Below are 20,234 nucleotides of genomic sequence, written 5' to 3' on the forward strand. Positions count from 1 at the left end.
TCGCCCCCGGCCGGCTGACGGCCGTCCAGGACCGCCAGGAGCGCCGACATGCCCCGCTCGCCGACCTGTTCGGCCGGCAGTCGCACGGTGGTGAGCTCCGGTTCCACGGCGCCGGCCAGCGTCAGATCGTCGAAGCCGGTCACCGACACGTCCTCCGGCACCCGCAGACCGAGCCTGCGTACGGCCTTGCACACGCCGGCCGCCAGGATGTCGTCGTCGCAGACCAGGGCCGTCGGCCGGGGCCCCGCCCCGGTCAGGGCGTGTGCGGCGGCCTCGCGCGCTGCGCCCACCTCCAGCGCCGAGGTGACGGTGCGTACGACGGCGCCTGTACCGCCCAGCGCCTCGGCGAGGGCCCGCGCTCGTACGTCGAAGGTCCAGGAGTCGACGGCGGCGGCGAGATGGACGAACCGCCGGTGGCCGAGGGCCAGCAGATGCTCCGTCACCTGCCGCATGCCGTCCGCCATGTCGAGATTCACCCGGGCGGCGGCGCCCGGCCGCTCCGGATCGCTGTCCAGCATCACCAGCGGCAGATCGGCGCCCCGGATGGTGGCCAGCGCCTCGGCCGCCATCGACGAGGCGATGACACCGTCCAGCGCGGCGCGCGCCGAGGCGAACGGGTCCCTGGCCGGGCCGATCCCGTCGGGTGACGGATAGAGCACGACGCCGAAGTCGTGTTCGGCGGCGACCGCGGCTGCCCCCGTGTACACCCGGGCGAAGAACTCGTTGGTGAGCGCCGGCACGACCAGCAGCGCCGTCCTGGTCCTGCCGAGCCGCAGGTTGCGGGCCGCGAGGTTGGGCCGGTAACCCAGCTCCCGCGCGCTGTCCCTGACCAGCAGCGCGGTCCGCTCGGAGACCCTGCCCCGCCACTTGTCGCCGAGCACCAGCGAGACCGTCGCCTGCGATACACCGGCGGCCCGCGCCACGTCCCTGCTGGTGGGCCTGGCGGCCTGCTCGTTCATGATTGCCGACTCCCTGCCGGTGGACCCGCGTGCTGCGCACATGGTACGTATGACGCCTGACGTTATACGTAACACTCCGGCCGTCGGGTGAAACCGGCGCACCGGGGGAGAGGGGCGGAGCGGGCTGTGGGAGCCACCGGATACAAGGACCTGCTCAAAACCCCGCACGCGGCCCGGCTGCTGGCGGGCACGCTGGTGGGCCGGCTGCCCAACGCCACGGCCCCGATCGCCGTCGTGCTGCTCGTACGGGCCGAGGGCGGCGGCTACAGCCTGGCCGGCGCGCTGGCCGCCGTGTACGGCATCGCCAACGCCGTCGGACAGCCGCTGCTCGGCCGGGCCGTGGACCTCTACGGCCAGCCACGCGTCCAACTGCCCGCAGCCGTGCTCTCCGCGCTCGGTGTGGTGCTGCTCGTGGCCGTCGGCACCGACCCGCCGCTCCTCGCCTACCTGGCCGTCGTGGTGGCGGGCCTGTGCACCCCGCCGCTCGAAGGCGGGCTGCGGGCCCTGTGGCCCAGCGTCCTCGGCAAGGAGGACCGGGTGCACCGGGCCTACGCCATGGACGCGGTGGCCCAGGAAGTGATGTTCACGGTCGGACCGCTGCTCGTCACCCTGCTGGTCGCCCTCTGGTCCCCGGGTGTCGCGCTGCTCGTCATCAACGCGACCGGGGTGCTCGGCGCGCTCTCCGTCGTGGTGTCCGAGCCCTCACGCGCGTGGCGCTCGGCGCCGCGCGAGGCCCATTGGCTGGGCGCGCTGCGCTCACCCGGTCTCCTCGCGCTGCTCGCCGCCTTCCTGTTCGTCGGGGTGGCCCTGGGCTCCATCACGGTCGCCGGCGTCGCGTACGCCGACGACCAGGGCCGGGAGTCGGTCTACGGCTGGCTGATGGCGGCCCTCGGACTCGGCGCGCTGCTGGGCGGGGTGGTGTACGGCTCACGGGAGTGGGCCGGCGCACCCGAACGGCGGCTGCGGACGATCGTCGCGCTGCTCGCGCTGGGCTATCTGCCGCTCACCCTCACCCCCGGCGTGGTGGCGATGACGGGGCTCTGCGTGATCGCCGGGGTCTTCCTCGCGCCCGCCATCGCCTGCGCGTTCATCGTCGTCGACCGGCACGCCCCGCGCGGCACCGTCACCGAGGCGTTCTCCTGGCTGGTGACGACCTTCGGGGTGGGCGCCGCACTGGGCACGGCGGCCGCGGGACCCGCCGTCGACGCGGGCGGTACGACGGCCAGCTTCGCCGTCGCCGGGGCCGGTGGCGTCGCCGCGCTGCTCGTACTGATCGCCACCCGACGGGTCCTCGCAGCTCCCGGCCGTACTTCGAATGCCACGGCCGGAACCGAAAATGATCGAAGCGGGGCGGCCGAACCCGGTTTCAGCTCAGGCCATCAGGCGTAATGTTCAGACATGGACCGCCGCATTTTCGGGCTGGAGAACGAGTACGGCGTCACGTGCACGTTCAGGGGACAGCGCCGACTGTCACCTGACGAAGTGGCGCGCTACCTCTTCCGCCGTGTTGTCTCATGGGGCCGCAGCAGCAATGTCTTCCTGCGGAACGGCGCCCGCCTCTATCTCGACGTGGGTTCGCATCCGGAATACGCGACACCGGAATGCGACAACGTGACCGAGTTGGTCACGCACGACAAGGCCGGTGAGCGCATTCTCGAAGGTCTGCTCGTCGACGCCGAACGCCGCCTGCACGAGGAGGGAATCGCCGGCGACGTCTATCTCTTCAAGAACAACACCGACTCGGCGGGAAACTCCTACGGCTGCCACGAGAACTATCTCGTCGCCCGCCACGGAGAGTTCTCCCGGCTCGCGGACATCCTCATCCCGTTCCTCGTCACCAGGCAGCTGCTCTGCGGCGCCGGGAAGGTGCTGCAGACTCCGCGTGGCGCCGTCTACTGCGTCAGCCAGCGGGCCGAGCACATCTGGGAGGGCGTCAGTTCAGCGACGACCCGTTCCCGTCCGATCATCAACACCCGTGACGAGCCGCACGCGGACGCCGAGCGCTACCGGCGGCTGCATGTGATCGTCGGCGACTCGAACATGTCCGAGACGACCATGCTGCTGAAGGTCGGTGCCACCGACCTCGTCCTGCGCATGATCGAGGCGGGCACGGTGATGCGTGACCTCACCCTGGAGAACCCGATCCGGGCCATCCGCGAGGTCAGCCACGACATCACGGGCCAGCGCAAGGTCCGGCTGGCGAGCGGCCGCGAGGCCTCGGCCATCGAGGTGCAGCGGGAGTACTACGAGAAGGCCGTCGACTTCGTCGACCGCCGCGGCATCCGCACCGGCACCGTCGAGCAGGTCCTGGAGCTCTGGGGCCGCACGCTCGACGCGATCGAGGCCGAGGACCTCGACCGGATCAGCACGGAGATCGACTGGGTCATGAAGTACCAGCTGATCGAGCGCTACCGGGCCAAGCACAACATGACCATGTCGCATCCGCGGGTCGCCCAGATAGACCTCGCCTACCACGACATCCACCGCCGTCGCGGGCTGTACTACCTGCTGGAGAAGAAGGGCCAGGCGGCCCGGATCTGCAACGATCTGAAGATCTTCGAAGGCAAGTCGGTGCCCCCGCAGACCACCAGGGCGCGGCTGCGCGGCGACTTCATCCGCCGGGCCCAGGAGCAGCGGCGGGACTTCACCGTCGACTGGGTCCATCTGAAGCTCAACGACCAGGCGCAGCGCACCGTGCTCTGCAAGGACCCCTTCCGGTCGGTCGACGACCGGGTGGAGAAGCTGATCGCCGGTATGTGACCGACGGCCACGACCGGATTTTCGCCGGGTTTTGGCCGGATACGCACGGGCCCCGTACGAACGCCGTACGGGGCCCGTGCGCACGCTGTACACCTGAGCGATCGGCGCAGGGTCGTAGAGTGGCCGCACGGACATCCCCCTACACCCCCGAGGACCCTCTGTGCGACGCCGTCTTGCAGCCCTGCTGATCGTGCCGGCCCTGGCGCTGACCGCGTGTGGAGGTGGTGGGGACTCCAAGAAGGACGACTCCGCCGCGTCCAAATCCGCGTCCCCTTCGGCCGGTCCTTCCGCCCCCGCGTCGCCGCCGGCGGTTCCCAAGCCCGTCGACACGGCGGATCCGATGCCGACCGTCGCGGGGGCCACGGGCAAGAAGGCGACCATCACCCTGCCCAAGGGCGACCCGAGCGACAAGTTCGTCGTGCACACCATCTCCAAGGGCAGCGGCACCGAGGTCAAGAAGGGCGACCTCGTGATGGCCGACTTCACCGTCAAGGTGTGGAAGGGCGGCAAGGACCTCGGCAGCTCGTACGACAAGGGAGCGGCCCCGCAGGTCATCCCGGCCGGCGCGCAGAACGTCATCCCGGCGTTCTCGGACGGTGTGGTCGGCCAGAAGCTCGGCAGCAGGGTGCTGGTCGTGGCCCCGCCGAACGCCGGCTTCGGCCCGCAGGGCAGCCAGCAACTCGGGGTCAGCGGCACCGACACCCTGGTGTTCGTGCTGGACCTCGAAAAGGTGATTCCCACCCAGGCCGAGGGCACCCAGTCCTCGATCCCGAAGAAACTGCCGCAGGTCAAGGCGGGCAAGGGCGTGGCGGCGACGATCTCCGTGCCGAAGAACAACCCGCCGTCCGCCCTGGTCAGCAAGACGATCGTGGAGGGCAAGGGCGCCACGGTCAAGAACGGCCAGAGCGTCTACATGCAGTACACCGGCGCCACCTGGAAGCCCAACGAGGGCAAGCCGGCGGCCACGCCGTTCGACGACTCCTGGAAGACCGGGGCGCCGTTCGCGACGACCATCGGCACCAAGCAGGTCATCGAGGGCTGGGACAAGGGCCTCGTCGGCAAGAAGGTCGGCAGCCGGGTGCTGCTGGTGATCCCGCCGGCGCTGGGGTACAAGGACCAGGCGCAGGGTGACACCATCCCCGCCAACTCGACTCTGGTGTTCGTCGTCGAGATCCTGGCGGCGGTGTAACACTGTCCCGGTTGTCCCGTTCATCATTTCGAGGAGCAGTTCAGTGAGCAACGAAAAGCCCGAGGTCGACTTCCCGGGTGGCGAGCCGCCTGCCGATCTGGAGATCAAGGACCTCTGGGAGGGTGAAGGCCAGGAGGCCAAGGCGGGCGACAGCGTCTCCGTCCACTACGTGGGCGTGGCCTTCTCCACCGGCGAGGAGTTCGACTCGTCGTGGAACCGCGGCACCCCGCTGCGGTTCAACCTTGGCGCAGGACAGGTCATCTCCGGCTGGGACCAGGGTGTCCAGGGCATGAAGGTCGGCGGCCGTCGCCAGCTGACGATTCCCGCGCACCTCGCGTACGGGGACCGCGGCGCACCGGGTGCCATCGCGCCCGGCGAGACGCTGATCTTCGTCTGCGATCTGGTCGCCGTCTGATCACATCCGGACATGATCCGTGTCCACCTGGGGCCCATGCCGTCAGGCATGGGCCCTCGGCTTTTGCGGGCACACTCCGGGACGGTACGGTCAACGGTCGGAAGTACCACCAGAAAGGGCTTCGATGGCCATTGCCAAGGCCGAGCGGTTGATGAACCTGGCGCTGTGTCTGCTCGGGACCAGGCGGCCGCTCAGCAAGCGCGAACTGCGCGGCTCCATCGAGGCCTATCTGGAGGCAGGCTCCGACGACTCCTTCAACCGCATGTTCGAGCGGGACAAGGACGATCTGCGCGAACTTGGCCTGGTCATCGAGACCGTGGAGAACCTGGACGGCGACACGGGCTACGTGGCCCGGCGCGACAGCAACCGGCTGCCCGCCATCACCCTCGACGCCGAGGAGGCCGCGGCCCTCGGCCTCGCGGCGAAGGTCTGGCAGCAGGCCCGGCTGGCCGGCGCGGCCAGCGGCGCGCTGCAGAAGCTGCGGGCCGCCGGGATGCCGGAGGCCGAGGACAGCTACGAGGCCCACCACAGCGCCCTCGAACCCCGTATCCCCGTGCACGAGGCGGCCTTCGAGCCGCTGATGCTGGCCTGCCGCGACCGGCGGCCCGTCGTCTTCGACTACCGCAAGGCCAACGCGGCGCGCCCCGAGCAGCGCCAGGTCGAGCCCTGGACGCTGGAGTGCTGGCGCGGCCACTGGTACTTGGCCGGCTGGGACCGGGAGCGCGGGGCCGAGCGGGTCTTCCGGCTCTCCAGGATCACCGGCCGGATCCGCTCCAGGTCGGGCGAGTTCTCGGCGCCGGTGCCCGACGTGGTGACCGTACGGGAGACCGTGGAGAGCTGGGCGGGGGAGACGGCGACCCGCTCCGCCCTGATCAAACTGCGCTCGGGCAGCGGCTATCCGCTGCGCGCCAAGGCGCTGTCGTCGCGTGAGCTGGGCGACGGCTGGGACGAGCTGGAGGTCCCGTACGGGCACGGTCTGGACGCCTGGCTGGTGGAGTTCGGCCCGGACGCTGTCGTGCTGGAGCCCGCGGACCTGCGGGCCGACGTCGTGGAGCGGCTGCGCGCCGTGGCCAAGGGCTGAGGGGAGGCGACCACCATGGCTGCCAACGCCATCGACCAGACCCGCCGGATGCTGTCGCTCGTGACGTATCTGCGGGAGCGCCCCGGCGCCCATGTCAGCGATGTCGCGCGGGCGTTCGGCATCACCGAGGACGAGCTGATCTCCGACCTCGACGTGCTGCCCATGTGCGGCACGAGCTTCCGGGGCGGCGACCTCCTCGACATCGACACCGACGGCGACCGCATCTGGTGGCACAACCCGGACGATGTCGCCGAGCCGCTGCGGCTCGCCGCCGACGAGGCGACGGCGCTGCTCGTCGCCGCCCGCGCGGTGGCCACCCTGCCCGGGCTCCGGGAGAGCGACCGGCAGGCGCTGCTGCGCGCCACGGCCAAGCTGGAGGCGGCGGCGGGCGAGGCGGCGGGGGCCAGCTCCCGGCTGTCGGTGACCTTCGAGTCGGAGGGCGGCGTCTTCGCCGATGTCGACCGGGCGATCTCCGAGCGCCGCAGGCTGTGGCTGCGCTACTACTCCCCGGCCAGGGACGAACTGACCGAGCGGGAGGTCGACCCGATCCGGCTGTTCGCCGTGGGCCACACGTACATGGAGGCGTGGTGCCGTACGTCCGAGGCCCGGCGGACGTTCCGGCTCGACCGGGTGGCCGAGATCAAGCTCCTCGACGCGCCCTCCGCCCCGCCCGAGCTGGAGCTGCGCGATCTGTCGGAGGGTCTGGTGCAGCCCTCGGCCGACGATCCCGAGGTGGTCGTCGAGGTCGGCCCCGGCGGTCGCTGGGTGGCCGAGTACTACCCGCACGACAGCGCGGATGAACTTCCCGACGGCGGGCTGCGTATCACGCTGCGTACCCCGGCCCCCGCCTCCCTGCGGCGGCTCGCGCTGCGGCTCGGCGGTGACGGCCGGATCGTCTCCCCGCAGGACCTGGCCGAGAGCGCGCGGCTGGCGGCACACGAGGCGCTCGCCGCCTACGACGGCCAAGAGTAGGAAGACTCAAAGACATGTCGGGAGTATCTGGGATGGTCGGAATGTCTGGGATGTCCGGTGCGGCGTACGAACTCTCGACCGTCACCCCGGTCCTCTTCAAGGCCGCCTGCCCGCATTGCAGAGCCGGCTTCGAACTGTCCGCGGGGGCGCTGTGCCTGGCGATAGGCGCGAGCAGGCGGACCACCTTCTACTCCTTCACCTGCCCGGAGTGCGAGAGCGCCGTACGCAAGCCCGCGGGCGAGCGCATCGTCGAACTCCTCACCGGCGGCGGGGTACGGACGCTGCGCCTCCACTCCCGCTCCGGGGCCAGCTGAGAAAGGGCCTAGGCTGCCGGTATGTTCTGGCCCATGCTCGCCATCGCCCTCGGGTTCTGCGGTATCGCCGTGCTCGGGGTGCTGGCCGTACGCGTCTTCCTGGAGACCCAGCGGCTCGGCCGTCAGGTCGCCGCCACCACGGAGCGGATCAACCGCGCCTCGGAGGATCTGGAGCGCGCCGCGACCCGGCTCGCCGCCACCGGCGAGGCCCTGCGGTAGCCGCACCCTCCGGTGCGATGTCCCGCCGTGCCACCTACCCAGGTCAGGTCGTGCCCGACGCACCCTCCTGCATCGCCAGTTCGGGCGGTAAGGTGATCGGCGTGGCCCAGGTAGCGAGGCACGGGCCGCATGCGGAAGAGCGAGAGTGCCGTCAGGGGCTTGCTTTTTGTTCACCCCTGGGCGTTACGATCGCTGCACATGGCACGGTCGGGCCCCTATGCCCGGCCGCGATCGTGCAGGCCCGTCCCATGCAGCCTCGGTGAGAAGGTAAACGCTTATGTTCGGAAGGCTCGGAGCCCCCGAGATCATTCTCATCCTCGTCGTGATCGTGCTGCTGTTCGGCGCGAAGAAGCTTCCCGACATGGCGCGTTCGCTCGGCAAGTCGGCCCGCATCCTCAAGAGCGAGGCCAAGGCGATGAAGTCGGAAGGCGCTGCGACGGCCCCGGCGGACCCGCCGACCGACCCGACGGCCCAGGACCAGTCGGCTCCCCGTACCATCAAGGCCGCGCCCGGTGACGTGACGAGTGCCCGTCCGGTGAGCGAGCCGACGGACTCCACTCAGCGCTGAGACCAGGGCCGGAGCGGACGCTGTCAGCGGTGGTCCGCCGCACGAGATGAGGACGTGGGTTGCTCAAGTCTGCCCGCAAGCAGGAGACGGATCCCGAGGGGCGCATGCCCCTCGTGGAGCACCTGCGTGAGCTGCGCAACCGAATGGCGAAGGGCCTGCTGGCAATCGTCGTCGTCACGCTTGTCGCCGCCTTCTTCTACAACGAAATAATCGACTTCTTCACGAAGCCGGTGCTCCAGTCGGTCGGCTGCCCCACCGACTTCAGCGCGCTCGCTCAGCAGACCAAGGGCAACACCCAGTGCGCCCACATCACCCTCAACGGGCTCCTGGCGCCGTTCACCCTCGCCCTCAAGGTCTCCCTGACGGCGGGCGTGGTGCTCGCCTCGCCGGTCTGGCTCTACCAGCTCTGGGCGTTCCTCGCGCCCGGCCTGCACAGCAACGAGAAGAAGTACACGCTCTCCTTCGTCGGCGCCGGTGTGCCGCTGTTCCTCGGCGGCGCCCTCTTCGCCTACAAGGTGCTGCCGACCACGGCCAAGGTCCTGCTGGGCTTCTCGCCGAGCGGTGTGGACAACCTGCTGCCGCTGGACGACCTGCTCGACCTCGTGACCCGCATGGTCGTCGTCTTCGGCCTCTCCTTCGAGATGCCGCTGCTGCTCGTCATGCTGAACTTCGCGGGCATCCTCACCGGCCGCCGGATGATCGGCTGGTGGCGGGCCATGATCTTCGGCATCACCGTCTTCGCCGCCATCGCGACGCCGAGCACCGACCCGCTGTCGATGCTCGCCCTGTCCGCGCCGATCTGGGTGCTGTACTTCGCGGCCTGCTTCGTCTCGATGTACAACGACCGGCGCCGCCGGCTGCGCACCGCGACGGGCCCCTCCGACGACGAGGCGTCCGATCTGGACCTCACGCCGGAAGACGTCGACTCGGCCATAGAGCCCGTCTCCGCCTCGCCCGTGCTGCCCGAGCAGACGGACGCCGGCCGGGCGAACCGGCTCAACGGCTACGACGACGTCACCTGATCCCGTAACGGCTCTCGTCCGTCGGCGCACCGTCTTGTAGGGTCCGCCGGGTGACCAGCGAGATCACCCTCTTCGTCAACCCCACAGCGGGTCGCGGCAGGGGCGCGCGTGCCGTGCGGCCCGCCGCCGACGCCCTCCGGGCCGCCGGCTTCTCCGTACGGACCGTTCTCGGCTCCGACGCGCCCGACGCGCTGCGCCGGGCCAGGGAAGCGGTCGACGGCGGCACCGGCGCCCTGATAGCCGTCGGCGGCGACGGGCTGATCTCCCTCGCGCTGCAAGCGGTCGCCGGTACCCACGTCCCGCTCGGCGTGATAGCCGTCGGCACCGGCAACGACTTCGCCCGCGCGCTCGGACTGCCCGTACGCGACCCGGTGGCGGCCGCCCTGCTGGCCGCCGACACGCTCAAGAACGGCACACCGCGCGCCGTCGACCTCGGCCGGGTCACCGGCGGGAGCGGCGGGAGCGGCGGGAGATGGTTCGGCACGGTCCTCGCCTCCGGCTTCGACTCACGGGTCAACGACCGGGGCAACCGGATGCGGCTGCCCGCCGGCCGGTTCAAGTACGACCTCGCCATGCTCGCCGAGCTGGCCGCCTTCGCGCCCGTCCCGTACCGGATGACCCTGGACGACGGGGTCGAGCGGCGGATCGAGGCCACGCTCGTCGCGGTCGGCAACGGCTCCTCGTACGGCGGCGGGATGCGGATCGCCGCCGGCGCCGAGATGGACGACGGCCTCTTCGACGTGACGGTCGTCGCCGGATGCAGCCGCTCCACCCTGCTCCGGGTCTTCCCGAAGGTCTACCGGGGGACGCATCTGAGCCACCACGTCGTCACGGTCCACCGCACCGCGCGGATCACCCTCGCGGCAGACGGCCTCACCGGCTACGCCGACGGCGAACCGCTCGGCCCGCTGCCGCTCACCGCCACCTGCGTGCCCGGCGCCGTGCGCGTCCTCGCCGGAGCGGACGACGGCCGCTCCAAGTCGAAATAAAGATCGCGGTGACTGTCATACCTGGCGGGTAGGCTCGACAGCAAGATGACTGAGGACCTCTCACCAGCCGAGCGGTACGCCGCTGCCCGGATCCGCGCCGTCGAGCAGGCCACGGCGCTCGCCTCCTTCCGGGAGATGTACGAGTTCGGCCTCGACCCGTTCCAGGTCGAGGCGTGCCAGGCCCTGGAGTCCGGGAAGGGCGTGCTGGTCGCGGCGCCCACCGGCTCGGGCAAGACGATCGTCGGCGAGTTCGCCGTCCACCTGGCCCTGGCCGAGGGCCGCAAGTGTTTCTACACCACGCCCATCAAGGCGCTCTCCAACCAGAAGTACGCGGATCTGGCCAAGCGCTACGGCGCCGACAAGGTCGGCCTGCTGACCGGGGACAACAGCGTCAACTCCGACGCGCCGGTGGTCGTCATGACCACCGAGGTCCTGCGGAACATGCTCTACGCGGGCTCGCAGTCGCTCACCGGGCTCGGCTATGTGGTGATGGACGAGGTCCACTACCTCTCCGACCGGTTCCGCGGCGCCGTCTGGGAAGAGGTGATCATCCACCTCCCCGAGTCGGTCACGCTGGTCTCGCTCTCCGCGACGGTCTCCAACGCCGAGGAGTTCGGCGACTGGCTCGACACCGTGCGGGGCGACACCGAGGTCATCGTCTCCGAGCACCGTCCCGTGCCGCTGTGGCAGCACGTGATGGCGGGCCGCCGGATGTACGACCTCTTCGAGGAGGAGTCCGACCACGGCGGCCGTGGCGTCGGCAAGCGCGAGACCAACCCGGACCTGGTCCGGATGGCCCGCATGGAGAACCAGCGCACGTACAACCCGCGCGACCGGCGGCGCGGCAAGATGGTCCGCGAGGCCGACCGGGAGCGCGAGCGCAGACAGCGCAGCCGGATCTGGACGCCGTCACGGCCCGAGGTCATCGAGCGGCTCGACGCCGAGGGGCTGCTCCCGGCGATCACGTTCATCTTCAGCAGGGCCGCCTGCGAGGCAGCCGTGCAGCAGTGCATGCACGCCGGCCTGCGGCTGAACAACGACGAGGCGCGCCGCAGGGTCCGCGAGATCGTCGAGGAGCGCACCGCCTCCATCCCCGGCGAGGATCTTCATGTCCTCGGCTACTACGAATGGCTGGAGGGCCTGGAGCGCGGTATCGCCGCGCACCACGCTGGCATGCTGCCGACCTTCAAGGAGGTCGTGGAAGACCTGTTCGTGCGCGGCCTGGTCAAGGCCGTCTTCGCCACGGAGACGCTGGCACTCGGCATCAACATGCCGGCCAGGACCGTGATCCTGGAGAAGCTCGTCAAGTGGAACGGCGAGCAGCACGCCGACATCACCCCCGGTGAGTACACCCAGCTCACCGGGCGGGCCGGCCGCCGCGGCATCGACGTCGAGGGCCACGCGGTGGTGCTGTGGCAGCGCGGGATGGACCCGGGCGCCCTCGCCGGGCTCGCCGGGACCCGTACGTACCCGCTGCGCTCCAGCTTCCGCCCGTCGTACAACATGGCGGTCAATCTGGTCCAGCAGTTCGGCAGGCACCGCTCGCGTGAGCTGCTGGAGACCTCCTTCGCCCAGTTCCAGGCCGACAAGTCGGTCGTCGGGATCTCCCGGCAGGTGCAGAAGAACGAGGAAGGGCTCGACGGCTACCGCCAGGGCATGACCTGTCACCTCGGCGACTTCGAGGAGTACGCGCGGCTGCGCCGCGAGCTGAAGGACCGGGAGAACGAGCTGGCGAAGCAGGGCGCCGTGCAGCGGCGCGCCGCTGCCGCCGCCTCGCTGGAGAAGCTGAAGCCGGGCGACGTGATCCACGTACCGACGGGGAAGTTCGCCGGGCTCGCGCTGGTCCTCGACCCCGGGGTGCCGGCCGGGCGTTCCAACGGACACCGCGGCCTGGAGTACCAGGAAGGGCCCCGGCCCCTGGTCCTGACCGCCGAACGGCAGGTCAAGCGGCTGGCGTCGATGGACTTCCCGGTGCCCGTGGAGGCGCTGGACCGGATGCGGGTCCCCAAGTCGTTCAACGCGCGCTCGCCGCAGTCGCGCCGCGACCTGGCGTCCGCGCTGCGCACGAAGGCCGGACACATCGTGCCCGAGCGGCACCGCAAGCAGCGGGCCGAGGCGGCGGACGACCGGGAGATCGCCCGGCTGCGCACCGCCCTGCGGGCCCACCCCTGCCACGGCTGCGACGAGCGGGAGGACCACGCCAGGTGGGCCGAGCGCTACCACCGGCTGCAGCGGGACACGCGGCAGCTGGAGCGGCGGATCGAGGGCAGGACGAACACGATCGCCCGCACCTTCGACCGGATCGTCAAGCTGCTCACCGAGCTGGACTATCTGCGCGGCAACGAGGTCACGGAGCACGGCAAGCGGCTGGCCAGGCTCTACGGGGAGCTGGATCTGCTGGCCAGTGAGTGTCTGCGCGAGGGCGTCTGGGAGGGGCTCGGCCCCGCCGAGCTGGCGGCGTGCGTGTCGGCGCTGGTCTACGAGGCCCGGCAGTCGGACGACGCGGTGACGCCCAAGGTCCCCTCGGGCAACGCGAAGGCCGCGCTCAACGACATGGTGCGGATCTGGAGCCGGCTGGACGATCTGGAGGAGGACTTCAAGATCAACCAGGCGGAGGGCGTCGGCCAGCGCGAACCCGACCTCGGGTTCGCCTGGGCGGTCTACATGTGGGCGTCCGGGCGCGGGCTCGACGAGGTGCTGCGCGAGGCCGAGATGCCGGCGGGCGACTTCGTCCGCTGGTGCAAGCAGGTCATCGACGTGCTCGGACAGATCGCCGCCGCCGCTCCCCGGGAGAACAGCACGGTCGCGAAGAACGCCCGCAAGGCGGTGGACGAGGTACGGCGCGGCGTCGTGGCGTACAGCTCGGTCGGCTGATCGCCGGGCCGGCCGCGCCTCAGCCGCTCAGGTAGGCGCGCCAGCCACCGTACGAAGTGATGTCGACGGCGCCGTCGAGCGCCGCGGGCTCGCACAGGAAGCCCGCGGTACTCGCGCCGTCCGCCAGCTCCACCCGGCCGATGGTCATGGGCCGGGGGAGCGCGGCCACGATGGTGCCCAGCCCCTCGGCGGGCAACTCCCATACCTCGGCCTCGATCGCGGCACCGGCCTTGATCTCGGTCCCGGTCTCGACTGTTTCTCCGGTGTGCACGAGGCCCGGTTTGGGCGGGTCGGTGCGCAGGGCGTAGAGCCGGTAGCGGGGCGCGGTGCTGGTCGTACGGACCAGCCGGGCGCCCGCCGCGAGCAACTGCGGATTCAGCGGCTGCCCGGAAAGATGCGCGCCGACCACGGTGAGAGTGACGCGCTGGCGGCTCCGGCCCAGGTCTTCGGCCAGCGTCGCCAGCCGGTCGTCCGTGCCCGCGGGGCCGACGAGCATGACCCCGAAGGGTCTGCCGCGCACCTCACCCGCCGGGACGGCGACGGCGGCCAGGTCGAAGAGATTCGTGGAGTTGGTGAACCGGCCGAGGTCCGCGTTCACGCCCAGCGGGTCGGCGGCCACCTCCGCGAGCGTGGGATGCCGGGGCGCTGTCGGCAGCAGCAGGGCGTCGGCGTCGCCCAGCGTCGCCAGCGCGGCGGCGCGCAGCTCCGCGAGGCGCGCCTGGTCGGCGTAGAGCCGGTGCGCGGGGATGTCCCTGGCCCGGCCGATGATGGTCGCCACGGTCGGATCGAGGTCGGCGGCTCCGGTGTGTTTGTCGATAAAAGCACCTACGGCGGTGTACCGCTCGGCGACGAAGGCCCCTTCGTAGAGCATCGCCGCCGCCTCGGTGAACGGGGTCAGATCGACCGTCACGAGCTGGGCGCCCGAGGTGGTCAGGCGCGCGGCAGCCGCTTCGTACGCCACGGCCCAGCCGTCCTCCAGCGGTCCGAGCTGGTCCGTCGGCGGTACGGCGACCCGCCAGGGCCCCGGGCGCCTGCGTGGTGCGTCGCTGCCGGTCCCGTCCCGGCCGGACTCCGCAGGATCGGCCATCAGCGCCAGGGCGAGCCGCGCCTCGGTAAGTGTTCTGGCGAAGACGCTGACACAGTCCAGGCTGGCGCAGGCGGGCACCACGCCCCGGGTCGGCACCAGCCCGCGCGACGGCTTCAGCCCGACGATCCCGTTGAAGGCGGCGGGCACCCGGCCCGAGCCCGCCGTGTCGGTGCCGAGGGCCAGATCCACGATGCCGAGGGCCACGGCCACTGCGGACCCCGAACTCGACCCGCCGGAGATACGTTCCGGGTCGACGGCGCACCGTACGGCGCCGTACGGGGAGCGGGTGCCGACCAGGCCCGTGGCGAACTGGTCCATGTTCGTGCTCCCGATGACCAGCGCGCCCGCCTGCCGGAGCCGCGCCACCACGGGTGCGTCGCCTGCGGGCTCGTACGCGTAGGACGGGCAGCCCGCGGTGGTGGGCAGGCCCGCGACGTCGATGTTGCCCTTGACCGCGAGTAGATGGCCGAGCAGCGGCAGCCGTGGGGCGTCCGGCGGGTGTGAGGTGTCCGGCGTGCGCGTGGCGTCGGGTCCGCGTGCGTCGAGGGCGCGGGCCTCGGCTTCCACGTCCTCCTGCGGCCGCAGGGTGATCCAGATCTCGGGCCGTCCGGTCTCTTCGATACGCCGGTAGGCGGCGCGTACCCGCTCAAGGACGGTGGTGACAGGGCCGGTTGCCATGGGGGCCTCCTGCGTCATGACGGGCCGTCAGGCCGGGGACAGGATCAGCAGCGGGGTACCGGCCTCGACCTGGGCACCGGGCGCGGTCAGCACCCTCGTGACCACGCCGTCGGCCGGCGCGTGGACCCGGGACTCCATCTTCATCGCCTCCAGGGCGAGCAGCGGCTGTCCGGCCTTGACCGTGTCACCCTGGGCCACGTTCAACTGCCACACCGAGGCGGCGAACTCGGCCTCCAGCAGGCGACTGCCCGGTGGCACGGTCAGCTCGGCCCGATCGGGGTGCGGAGCGGCCGGCTCTTGTGTCGCGCGGGCGAACTCGCCCGACGCCTTCCACGCCGCGCGTTCCGCGCCGAACGCCGCCGCCTGCACCGCTCTGAACTCCTCGATGGCGGCCGCGTTCCGGGCGAGGAACCGCTGATGGTCGGCGAGCGCGAACGTACCCTCCTCGGTGCGCGGTACGAAGCGTCCCGCCGCCATGTCGGCGCGCAGCGCGAGGAGTTCGTCCGCGCTCACCGGATACCACTTGATCCGGTCGAAGAACCGCAGCAGCCACGGCTGTTCGCGCCAGCGGGACCAGACCTGGGTGGTCCTGCCCACGAACTGGTAGCCGCCGGGCCCCTCCATCCCGTACACGCACAGATAGGCGCCGCCGATACCGACCGAGTTCTCGGCGGTCCAGGTGCGGGCCGGGTTGTACTTGGTGGTGACCAGCCGGTGCCTCGGGTCCAGCGGCGTGGCGACCGGCGCGCCCAAGTACACGTCGCCCAGGCCCAGTACGAGATATTCGGCGTCGAAGACCGTGCGGTACACGTCGTCGACCGACGCCAGACCGTTGACCCTCCGGATGAACTCGATGTTCCACGGGCACCACGGCGCGTCGTCCCGTACCCCCGTCATGTAGCGCTCGATGGCCTCGCGGGTCGCCGGATCGTCCCAGGAGAGCGGCAGATGGACGGTGCGCGACTCCACCACCAGCTCGTCGGCCGGCGGCAGCGCCGCCTCGGTGCGGCGGAGCAGACGCAGCAGCTCGGACTGCGGCAGCACGGCCGGATCGGTCCGGATCTGCAACGAGCGGATACCGGGCGTCAGATCGGTGATCCCGGGGACGGCCTGGGCCGCCAGCGCCTCCATCAGGGCGTGCACCCGCATCCGGAGCGCCAGATCGAGCTGCATCGGACCGTACTCGACCAGGATGTTGTCGTCGCCGCAGCGCCGGTAGGTGACATCGCCCTCCCGGTGCAGGACGCCGCCGTCGACGATCTCGGGCCTCGCCTCGCCCGTGACCGTCACCGGGGTGAAGCGCACGGTGTCGCCGGGGCGCAGCTGTCCCAGCTTCCAGCGCTCGGCGGTCACGACGGTCGCCGGGCAGACGAATCCGCCCAGCGAGGGGCCGTCGGGGCCGAGCAGCACCGGCATGTCGCCGGTGTAGTCGACGGCGCCCACCGAGTACGGCGTGTCATGGATGTTGGAGGGGTGAAGTCCGGCCTCACCGCCGTCGGTTCGCGCCCAGCGCGGGGTGGGTCCGATCAGCCGGACGCCGGTGCGGGCCGAGTTGAAGTGCACCTTCCAGTCGGCGCCGTAGAACGCCCTGATGTCGTCCTCGGTGAAGAACTCCGGCGCCGCGTGCGGACCTTCGGCCACTGCGAGCTGCCAGGTGTGCGCCATGCCGGGCCGTTCGGCGGGCGGCACCGGGCCGGCGGACGTGGCCTCCGCACCCCCGTGCAGGACGTCCCCTGTCCGCAGCGCCCGGCCGCCGTGGCCGCCGAACCGGCCCAGGGTGAAGGTGGCGGCGCTGCCCAGGAAGCCGGGGACGTCGATCCCGCCGCCGGCGAACAGGACGTACGTCCGCAGCCCGGTCCCGTCGGGCGCGCCGACGCTGAGGGACCCGCCGGCGGGGACCGTGACCGGCTCCCACAGCGGTGCGGGTGCGGTGACTCCGTCGCTGTCGACGGTGACCGGTGCCGGGGCGCCGGTGACACAGACCGTGGTCGCGTGGTTGAAGCGCAACGTCGGTCCTCGCAGGGTGCATTCGAGCCCGGGGGCGCCTTCGTCGTTCCCCAGCGCGCGGTTGCCGAGCCGGAACGAGCGGCTGTCCATCGGGCCCGACGGCGGCACGCCCACCTGCCAGTAGCCGGTGCGGCCCGGCCAGTCCTGCACGGTGGTCAGGGTGCCGCCCGCCGTCACCTCGATGCGGGGTGTCGGATCGGTGACCGAGGCGAGGGTGGCGGTGGAATGGGTGGCCGCCGCCACCGACGGCTCGGCGAGGGCGGCGCGGACAAGCCCCAGATTGGTCTCGATGCCGTCGACGCGGGTGCGGGCCAGTGCCGAGTCCAGGGTGGCGAACGCCTCGGCCCGGTCCGCGCCCCGGGCGATGACTTTCGCCAGCATCGGGTCGTACGCGGTCGTCACCTCCGTACCCGTCTCGATCCAGGAGTCGACCCGTACGGCCGGCATGTCGGAGGGGAAGGCGACCCGGGTCAACAGCCCGGCGCTCGGGCGGTGTTCGCGTGTGGGGTCCTCGGCGTAGACGCGGGCCTCGACGGCGTGCCCGCGAGGTGCGGCCGGCTGCTGGACGACGTCGGTCTCGCCCTGCGCGAGCCGGAGCATCCACTCGACCAGATCGATGCCGTGGATCGCCTCGGTGACGGGATGTTCCACCTGGAGGCGGGTGTTGACCTCAAGGAAGTACGCCTCTTCGCGGGCCGCGTCGTACACGAACTCGACCGTCCCCGCCGACCGGTAGTCCACGGACGCGCACAACTCCCGCGCCGAGGAGGCCAGGCGCTCACGTACGGCGCTGGGCAGACCGGGAGCCGGGGCCTCTTCGAGCACCTTCTGGTTGCGGCGCTGGAGTGAGCAGTCCCGGTCGCCGAGGGTGACGACCCGGCCGAGACCGTCGCCGAAGACCTGCACCTCGACATGGCGCGCGTCCTCGACGAGCCGTTCCAGGAACACCCCGGCGGACGAGAACGACGCGGCGGCCACCCGCTGCACCTGCTCCCACGCGTCGGCGAGCCCGGCCGCGTCACGGACGGCGCGCATGCCGATGCCGCCTCCGCCGCCGGTCGCCTTGAGCATCACCGGATAGCCGACGGCCTCGGCGGCGCTGAGCGCGACCGCGAGGTCCGGCAGCAGACCGGTGCCGGGTGCGAGCGGGACACCCGCCGCCTCGGCCGCCGCGCGGGCGGTGTGTTTGGCGCCGAAGAGGTCGAGCTGACGGGGTGTCGGGCCGACGAACACGATCCCGGCGTCCTCGCACCGGCGGGCGAAGGCCGCGTCCTCGGAGAGGAATCCGTAGCCGGGGTGGATGGCGCCGGCGCCGGTGTCCTTGGCGGCCCGCAGCACCAACTCCGCGTCCAGGTACGACTCCTTGGCGGGCGCGGGACCGATCCGTACGGCTTCGTCGGCGAGGCGTACGTGGGGCGCGGGGCGGTCGGGGTCGGAGAAGACGGCGACGGTACGCAGCCCGAGCCGCCGCGCGGTACGGATGATCCGCACGGCTATCTCGCCCCGGTTGGCGACCAGCAGCGTGTCGAAGCTCATGCGGCGGCGCCCGAGTCGGCGGCGGCCGTGATGGTCATCTCGACGGGGGTCGGGTCGAACCCGTTGCAGGGATTGTTGAGTTGAGGGCAGTTGGAGACCAGGACCAACACGTCGGTCTCGGCGCGTAGGGTGACGCGCAGACCGGGCGCGGAGATGCCGTCCACGATGCCGAGCGTGCCGTCCTTCTCCACCGGCACGTTCATGTACCAGTTCACGTTGGAGACCAGATCGCGCTTACCGAGACCGTAACGGGCCCCCTCGCTCAGGAAGTTGTCCACGCACGCGTGCTGGGACCAGGTGTGGTGGCCGTAGCGCAGGGTGTTCGACTCCTTGGAGCAGGCGCCGCCGAGTGTGTCGTGCCGGCCACAGGTGTCCTCGGTGACCGTCATCAGTGGGGTGTGTTCGTTCGACATCAGCACACTGCCGGTGGTGAGGTAGATGTTCGACTGCGCCTGGATGGTGTCGGGGGCGCTGTAGCGGACGGCGGTGTCCTGGGCGTTGTACACCAGGAAGTCCACGGCCTGGTTGCCGCGCAGATCGGTGAGGGTGAGGAGCCGGCCCGCGCGGACGACGGCGGACCAGGCGGCCCGGGCGGGTACGACGGTGCTGGTGCTGCCTGTGCTGCTGGTGCCGGTCATCGGACGCCCTTCGCTGCGAGGAATTCGGCGGTGTTGAGGAACGCGCGGCGGCCCTCGGGCGTGGCGTCCCACAACGGGTCGCCGGGCTGCGTGGCGGCGGCCGTCCAGGCGAGTACTTCCAGCGGGGTGCTGGTGTAGTCGGGCCGTGGGTCGAGCGGGTGGGGCACATTGGCGATCAGTACGGTCAGGTCCTGCTCGGCGCGCAGGGTCACCGAGCCGCCGGGGCCGGCCGAGCCGGTGAGGACCGGGGTGCCGTCCTTGCGTATCTCCACTCCCTGGAAGAACGAGACGGAGGGTGGCAGATCGCGCGGCTCAAGGCCGTTCTTGAGCGCGGCGAGCTTCAACAGCTCCCGTCCGGCGGGGGAGTTGGAGTGCACGGCGCCGTCGCCGTACCGCGCGGTGTTCGAGGCGCGGGTCGAGGTGCCGCACAGCGCGTCGTGCCGGCCATCGGCGGTGTCCTCGGTCAGCGAGGCGAGGACCCGCCCCTGGTCGGACAGGAGCAGCCGGCCCGCGCGCAGATAGGCGTTCCACTGGACCTTGACCGTGTCGGCGGTGTTCAGCCGCTCCCAGGGCCGGCCGTCCGCGTGGAGCAGCAGATGGGCGCAGGCGTCGCCGCGCAGGTCGGTGAGGCGGATCTCGGTGCCGCGCGCCACGGCACGATGCGTGTAGCCGCCGCCTGCGACGGTCTCGGCCCACACCAGATGCCCGGCGCCGCAGGGCGGCGCGGGCCAGTCGGTGGCCGGCACCACGGGCATGGCGTCGGCCCGGCGTCCCGCCTGGGCGCGGGCGTGGGTCCTGGCCCCGTGTGTCGTGGCTGTCTTCATGACTCGGCCTCCGGGCTCCTCGGTCGCTGCTTCCCTGGCTCTTAGGGCACTCCGTTGTTTCTGTCGCCCGACAGAAATTAGGCGGGGGCGGCTTCGGCGCCG

Annotated in this window: 17 protein-coding genes; 12 read left to right on the forward strand and 5 right to left on the reverse strand. The window is 71.3% G+C overall.

The genetic code is table 11. The annotated features are described in order from the left end of the window. Window positions 1-959, reverse strand: a 959-nt coding sequence (locus HY68_RS21885; RefSeq protein ID WP_063779669.1) for a LacI family DNA-binding transcriptional regulator, incomplete at its 3' end; no start/stop codon positions are given. 126 nt (window positions 960-1,085) lie between these two features. Between HY68_RS21885 and HY68_RS21890 the strand changes: the two genes are divergently transcribed. From HY68_RS21890 to HY68_RS21945, 12 genes are all read left to right on the forward strand, one after another. Next, window positions 1,086-2,348 (forward strand): MFS transporter, encoded by a 1,263-nt coding sequence (locus HY68_RS21890; protein WP_041991389.1) that lies wholly within the window; start codon window positions 1,086-1,088, stop codon window positions 2,346-2,348. A 9-nt stretch (window positions 2,349-2,357) separates the two neighbouring features. Continuing rightward, window positions 2,358-3,719, forward strand: a complete 1,362-nt coding sequence (gene pafA / locus HY68_RS21895; protein ID WP_041991391.1) for a Pup--protein ligase — start codon at window positions 2,358-2,360, stop codon at window positions 3,717-3,719. 160 nt (window positions 3,720-3,879) lie between these two features. Further along, the gene (locus tag HY68_RS21900) at window positions 3,880-4,908 is read left to right on the forward strand and encodes an FKBP-type peptidyl-prolyl cis-trans isomerase (protein ID WP_041991393.1); all 1,029 of its coding nucleotides are present in this window, start codon (window positions 3,880-3,882) and stop codon (window positions 4,906-4,908) included. A gap of 43 nt (window positions 4,909-4,951) precedes the next feature. After that, window positions 4,952-5,323, forward strand: coding sequence for an FKBP-type peptidyl-prolyl cis-trans isomerase (locus HY68_RS21905; RefSeq protein WP_041991395.1), 372 nt, complete (start codon window positions 4,952-4,954; stop codon window positions 5,321-5,323). Between the two features lie 124 nt (window positions 5,324-5,447). Further along, window positions 5,448-6,404 (forward strand): WYL domain-containing protein, encoded by a 957-nt coding sequence (locus HY68_RS21910; protein WP_041991398.1) that lies wholly within the window; start codon window positions 5,448-5,450, stop codon window positions 6,402-6,404. 15 nt (window positions 6,405-6,419) lie between these two features. Continuing rightward, complete coding sequence (locus HY68_RS21915; protein ID WP_041991400.1) at window positions 6,420-7,376, forward strand: WYL domain-containing protein; 957 nt, start codon at window positions 6,420-6,422, stop codon at window positions 7,374-7,376. Window positions 7,377-7,408: 32 nt separating this feature from the next. After that, window positions 7,409-7,690: a hypothetical protein gene (locus HY68_RS21920; protein WP_041991402.1), complete on the forward strand. Its 282-nt coding sequence runs from the start codon at window positions 7,409-7,411 to the stop codon at window positions 7,688-7,690. Window positions 7,691-7,711: 21 nt separating this feature from the next. Continuing rightward, on the forward strand, window positions 7,712-7,909 hold the full coding sequence (locus HY68_RS21925) for a hypothetical protein (RefSeq protein ID WP_041991404.1): 198 nt from the start codon (window positions 7,712-7,714) through the stop codon (window positions 7,907-7,909). 277 nt (window positions 7,910-8,186) lie between these two features. Further along, window positions 8,187-8,477 carry a Sec-independent protein translocase subunit TatA gene (tatA, locus tag HY68_RS21930; protein WP_041991406.1) on the forward strand — a complete coding sequence of 97 codons (291 nt, stop codon included), beginning with the start codon at window positions 8,187-8,189 and terminating at the stop codon, window positions 8,475-8,477. 59 nt (window positions 8,478-8,536) lie between these two features. Further along, window positions 8,537-9,499, forward strand: a complete 963-nt coding sequence (gene tatC, locus HY68_RS21935; protein WP_041991407.1) for a twin-arginine translocase subunit TatC — start codon at window positions 8,537-8,539, stop codon at window positions 9,497-9,499. Between the two features lie 50 nt (window positions 9,500-9,549). Then, the gene (locus HY68_RS21940) at window positions 9,550-10,488 is read left to right on the forward strand and encodes a diacylglycerol kinase (protein ID WP_041991409.1); all 939 of its coding nucleotides are present in this window, start codon (window positions 9,550-9,552) and stop codon (window positions 10,486-10,488) included. A 45-nt stretch (window positions 10,489-10,533) separates the two neighbouring features. Next, window positions 10,534-13,362: a DEAD/DEAH box helicase gene (locus HY68_RS21945; protein ID WP_041991411.1), complete on the forward strand. Its 2,829-nt coding sequence runs from the start codon at window positions 10,534-10,536 to the stop codon at window positions 13,360-13,362. 19 nt (window positions 13,363-13,381) lie between these two features. On the opposite strand, the gene atzF is transcribed toward HY68_RS21945, so the two are convergent. The 4 genes from atzF to HY68_RS21965 are packed head-to-tail and all read right to left on the reverse strand — an operon-like array spanning window position 13,382 to window position 20,132. After that, a complete protein-coding gene (gene atzF, locus HY68_RS21950) occupies window positions 13,382-15,127 on the reverse strand; it encodes an allophanate hydrolase (protein WP_041991413.1) in 1,746 nt (581 codons plus the stop codon). Between the two features lie 27 nt (window positions 15,128-15,154). After that, window positions 15,155-18,670, reverse strand: coding sequence for a 5-oxoprolinase/urea amidolyase family protein (locus HY68_RS21955; RefSeq protein ID WP_041991415.1), 3,516 nt, complete (start codon window positions 18,668-18,670; stop codon window positions 15,155-15,157). Then, on the reverse strand, window positions 18,667-19,308 hold the full coding sequence (locus HY68_RS21960) for an urea amidolyase associated protein UAAP2 (RefSeq protein ID WP_041991417.1): 642 nt from the start codon (window positions 19,306-19,308) through the stop codon (window positions 18,667-18,669). The genes HY68_RS21955 and HY68_RS21960 overlap by 4 nt, the downstream gene beginning before the upstream one ends. Further along, on the reverse strand, window positions 19,305-20,132 hold the full coding sequence (locus HY68_RS21965) for an urea amidolyase associated protein UAAP1 (protein ID WP_041991419.1): 828 nt from the start codon (window positions 20,130-20,132) through the stop codon (window positions 19,305-19,307). The genes HY68_RS21960 and HY68_RS21965 overlap by 4 nt, the downstream gene beginning before the upstream one ends. Window positions 20,133-20,234: the final 102 nt, after the last annotated feature.

The sequence above is a fragment of the Streptomyces sp. AcH 505 genome, assembly GCF_000818175.1.
Classification (GTDB): Bacteria; Actinomycetota; Actinomycetes; order Streptomycetales; family Streptomycetaceae; genus Streptomyces.

Bases quoted from the DNA above. Each gene is read 5' to 3' on its own strand.
- HY68_RS21910 (WP_041991398.1), top strand. From the start codon at position 5,448: ATGGCCATTGCCAAGGCCGAGCGGTTGATGAACCTGGCGCTGTGTCTG.
- pafA (WP_041991391.1), top strand. From the start codon at position 2,358: ATGGACCGCCGCATTTTCGGGCTGGAGAACGAGTACGGCGTCACGTGC.
- tatA (WP_041991406.1), top strand. From the start codon at position 8,187: ATGTTCGGAAGGCTCGGAGCCCCCGAGATCATTCTCATCCTCGTCGTG.
- HY68_RS21955 (WP_041991415.1), bottom strand. From the start codon at position 18,670: ATGAGCTTCGACACGCTGCTGGTCGCCAACCGGGGCGAGATAGCCGTG.
- atzF (WP_041991413.1), bottom strand. From the start codon at position 15,127: ATGGCAACCGGCCCTGTCACCACCGTCCTTGAGCGGGTACGCGCCGCC.
- HY68_RS21920 (WP_041991402.1), top strand. From the start codon at position 7,409: ATGGTCGGAATGTCTGGGATGTCCGGTGCGGCGTACGAACTCTCGACC.
- HY68_RS21925 (WP_041991404.1), top strand. From the start codon at position 7,712: ATGTTCTGGCCCATGCTCGCCATCGCCCTCGGGTTCTGCGGTATCGCC.
- HY68_RS21915 (WP_041991400.1), top strand. From the start codon at position 6,420: ATGGCTGCCAACGCCATCGACCAGACCCGCCGGATGCTGTCGCTCGTG.
- HY68_RS21945 (WP_041991411.1), top strand. From the start codon at position 10,534: ATGACTGAGGACCTCTCACCAGCCGAGCGGTACGCCGCTGCCCGGATC.
- HY68_RS21960 (WP_041991417.1), bottom strand. From the start codon at position 19,308: ATGACCGGCACCAGCAGCACAGGCAGCACCAGCACCGTCGTACCCGCC.
- HY68_RS21965 (WP_041991419.1), bottom strand. From the start codon at position 20,132: ATGAAGACAGCCACGACACACGGGGCCAGGACCCACGCCCGCGCCCAG.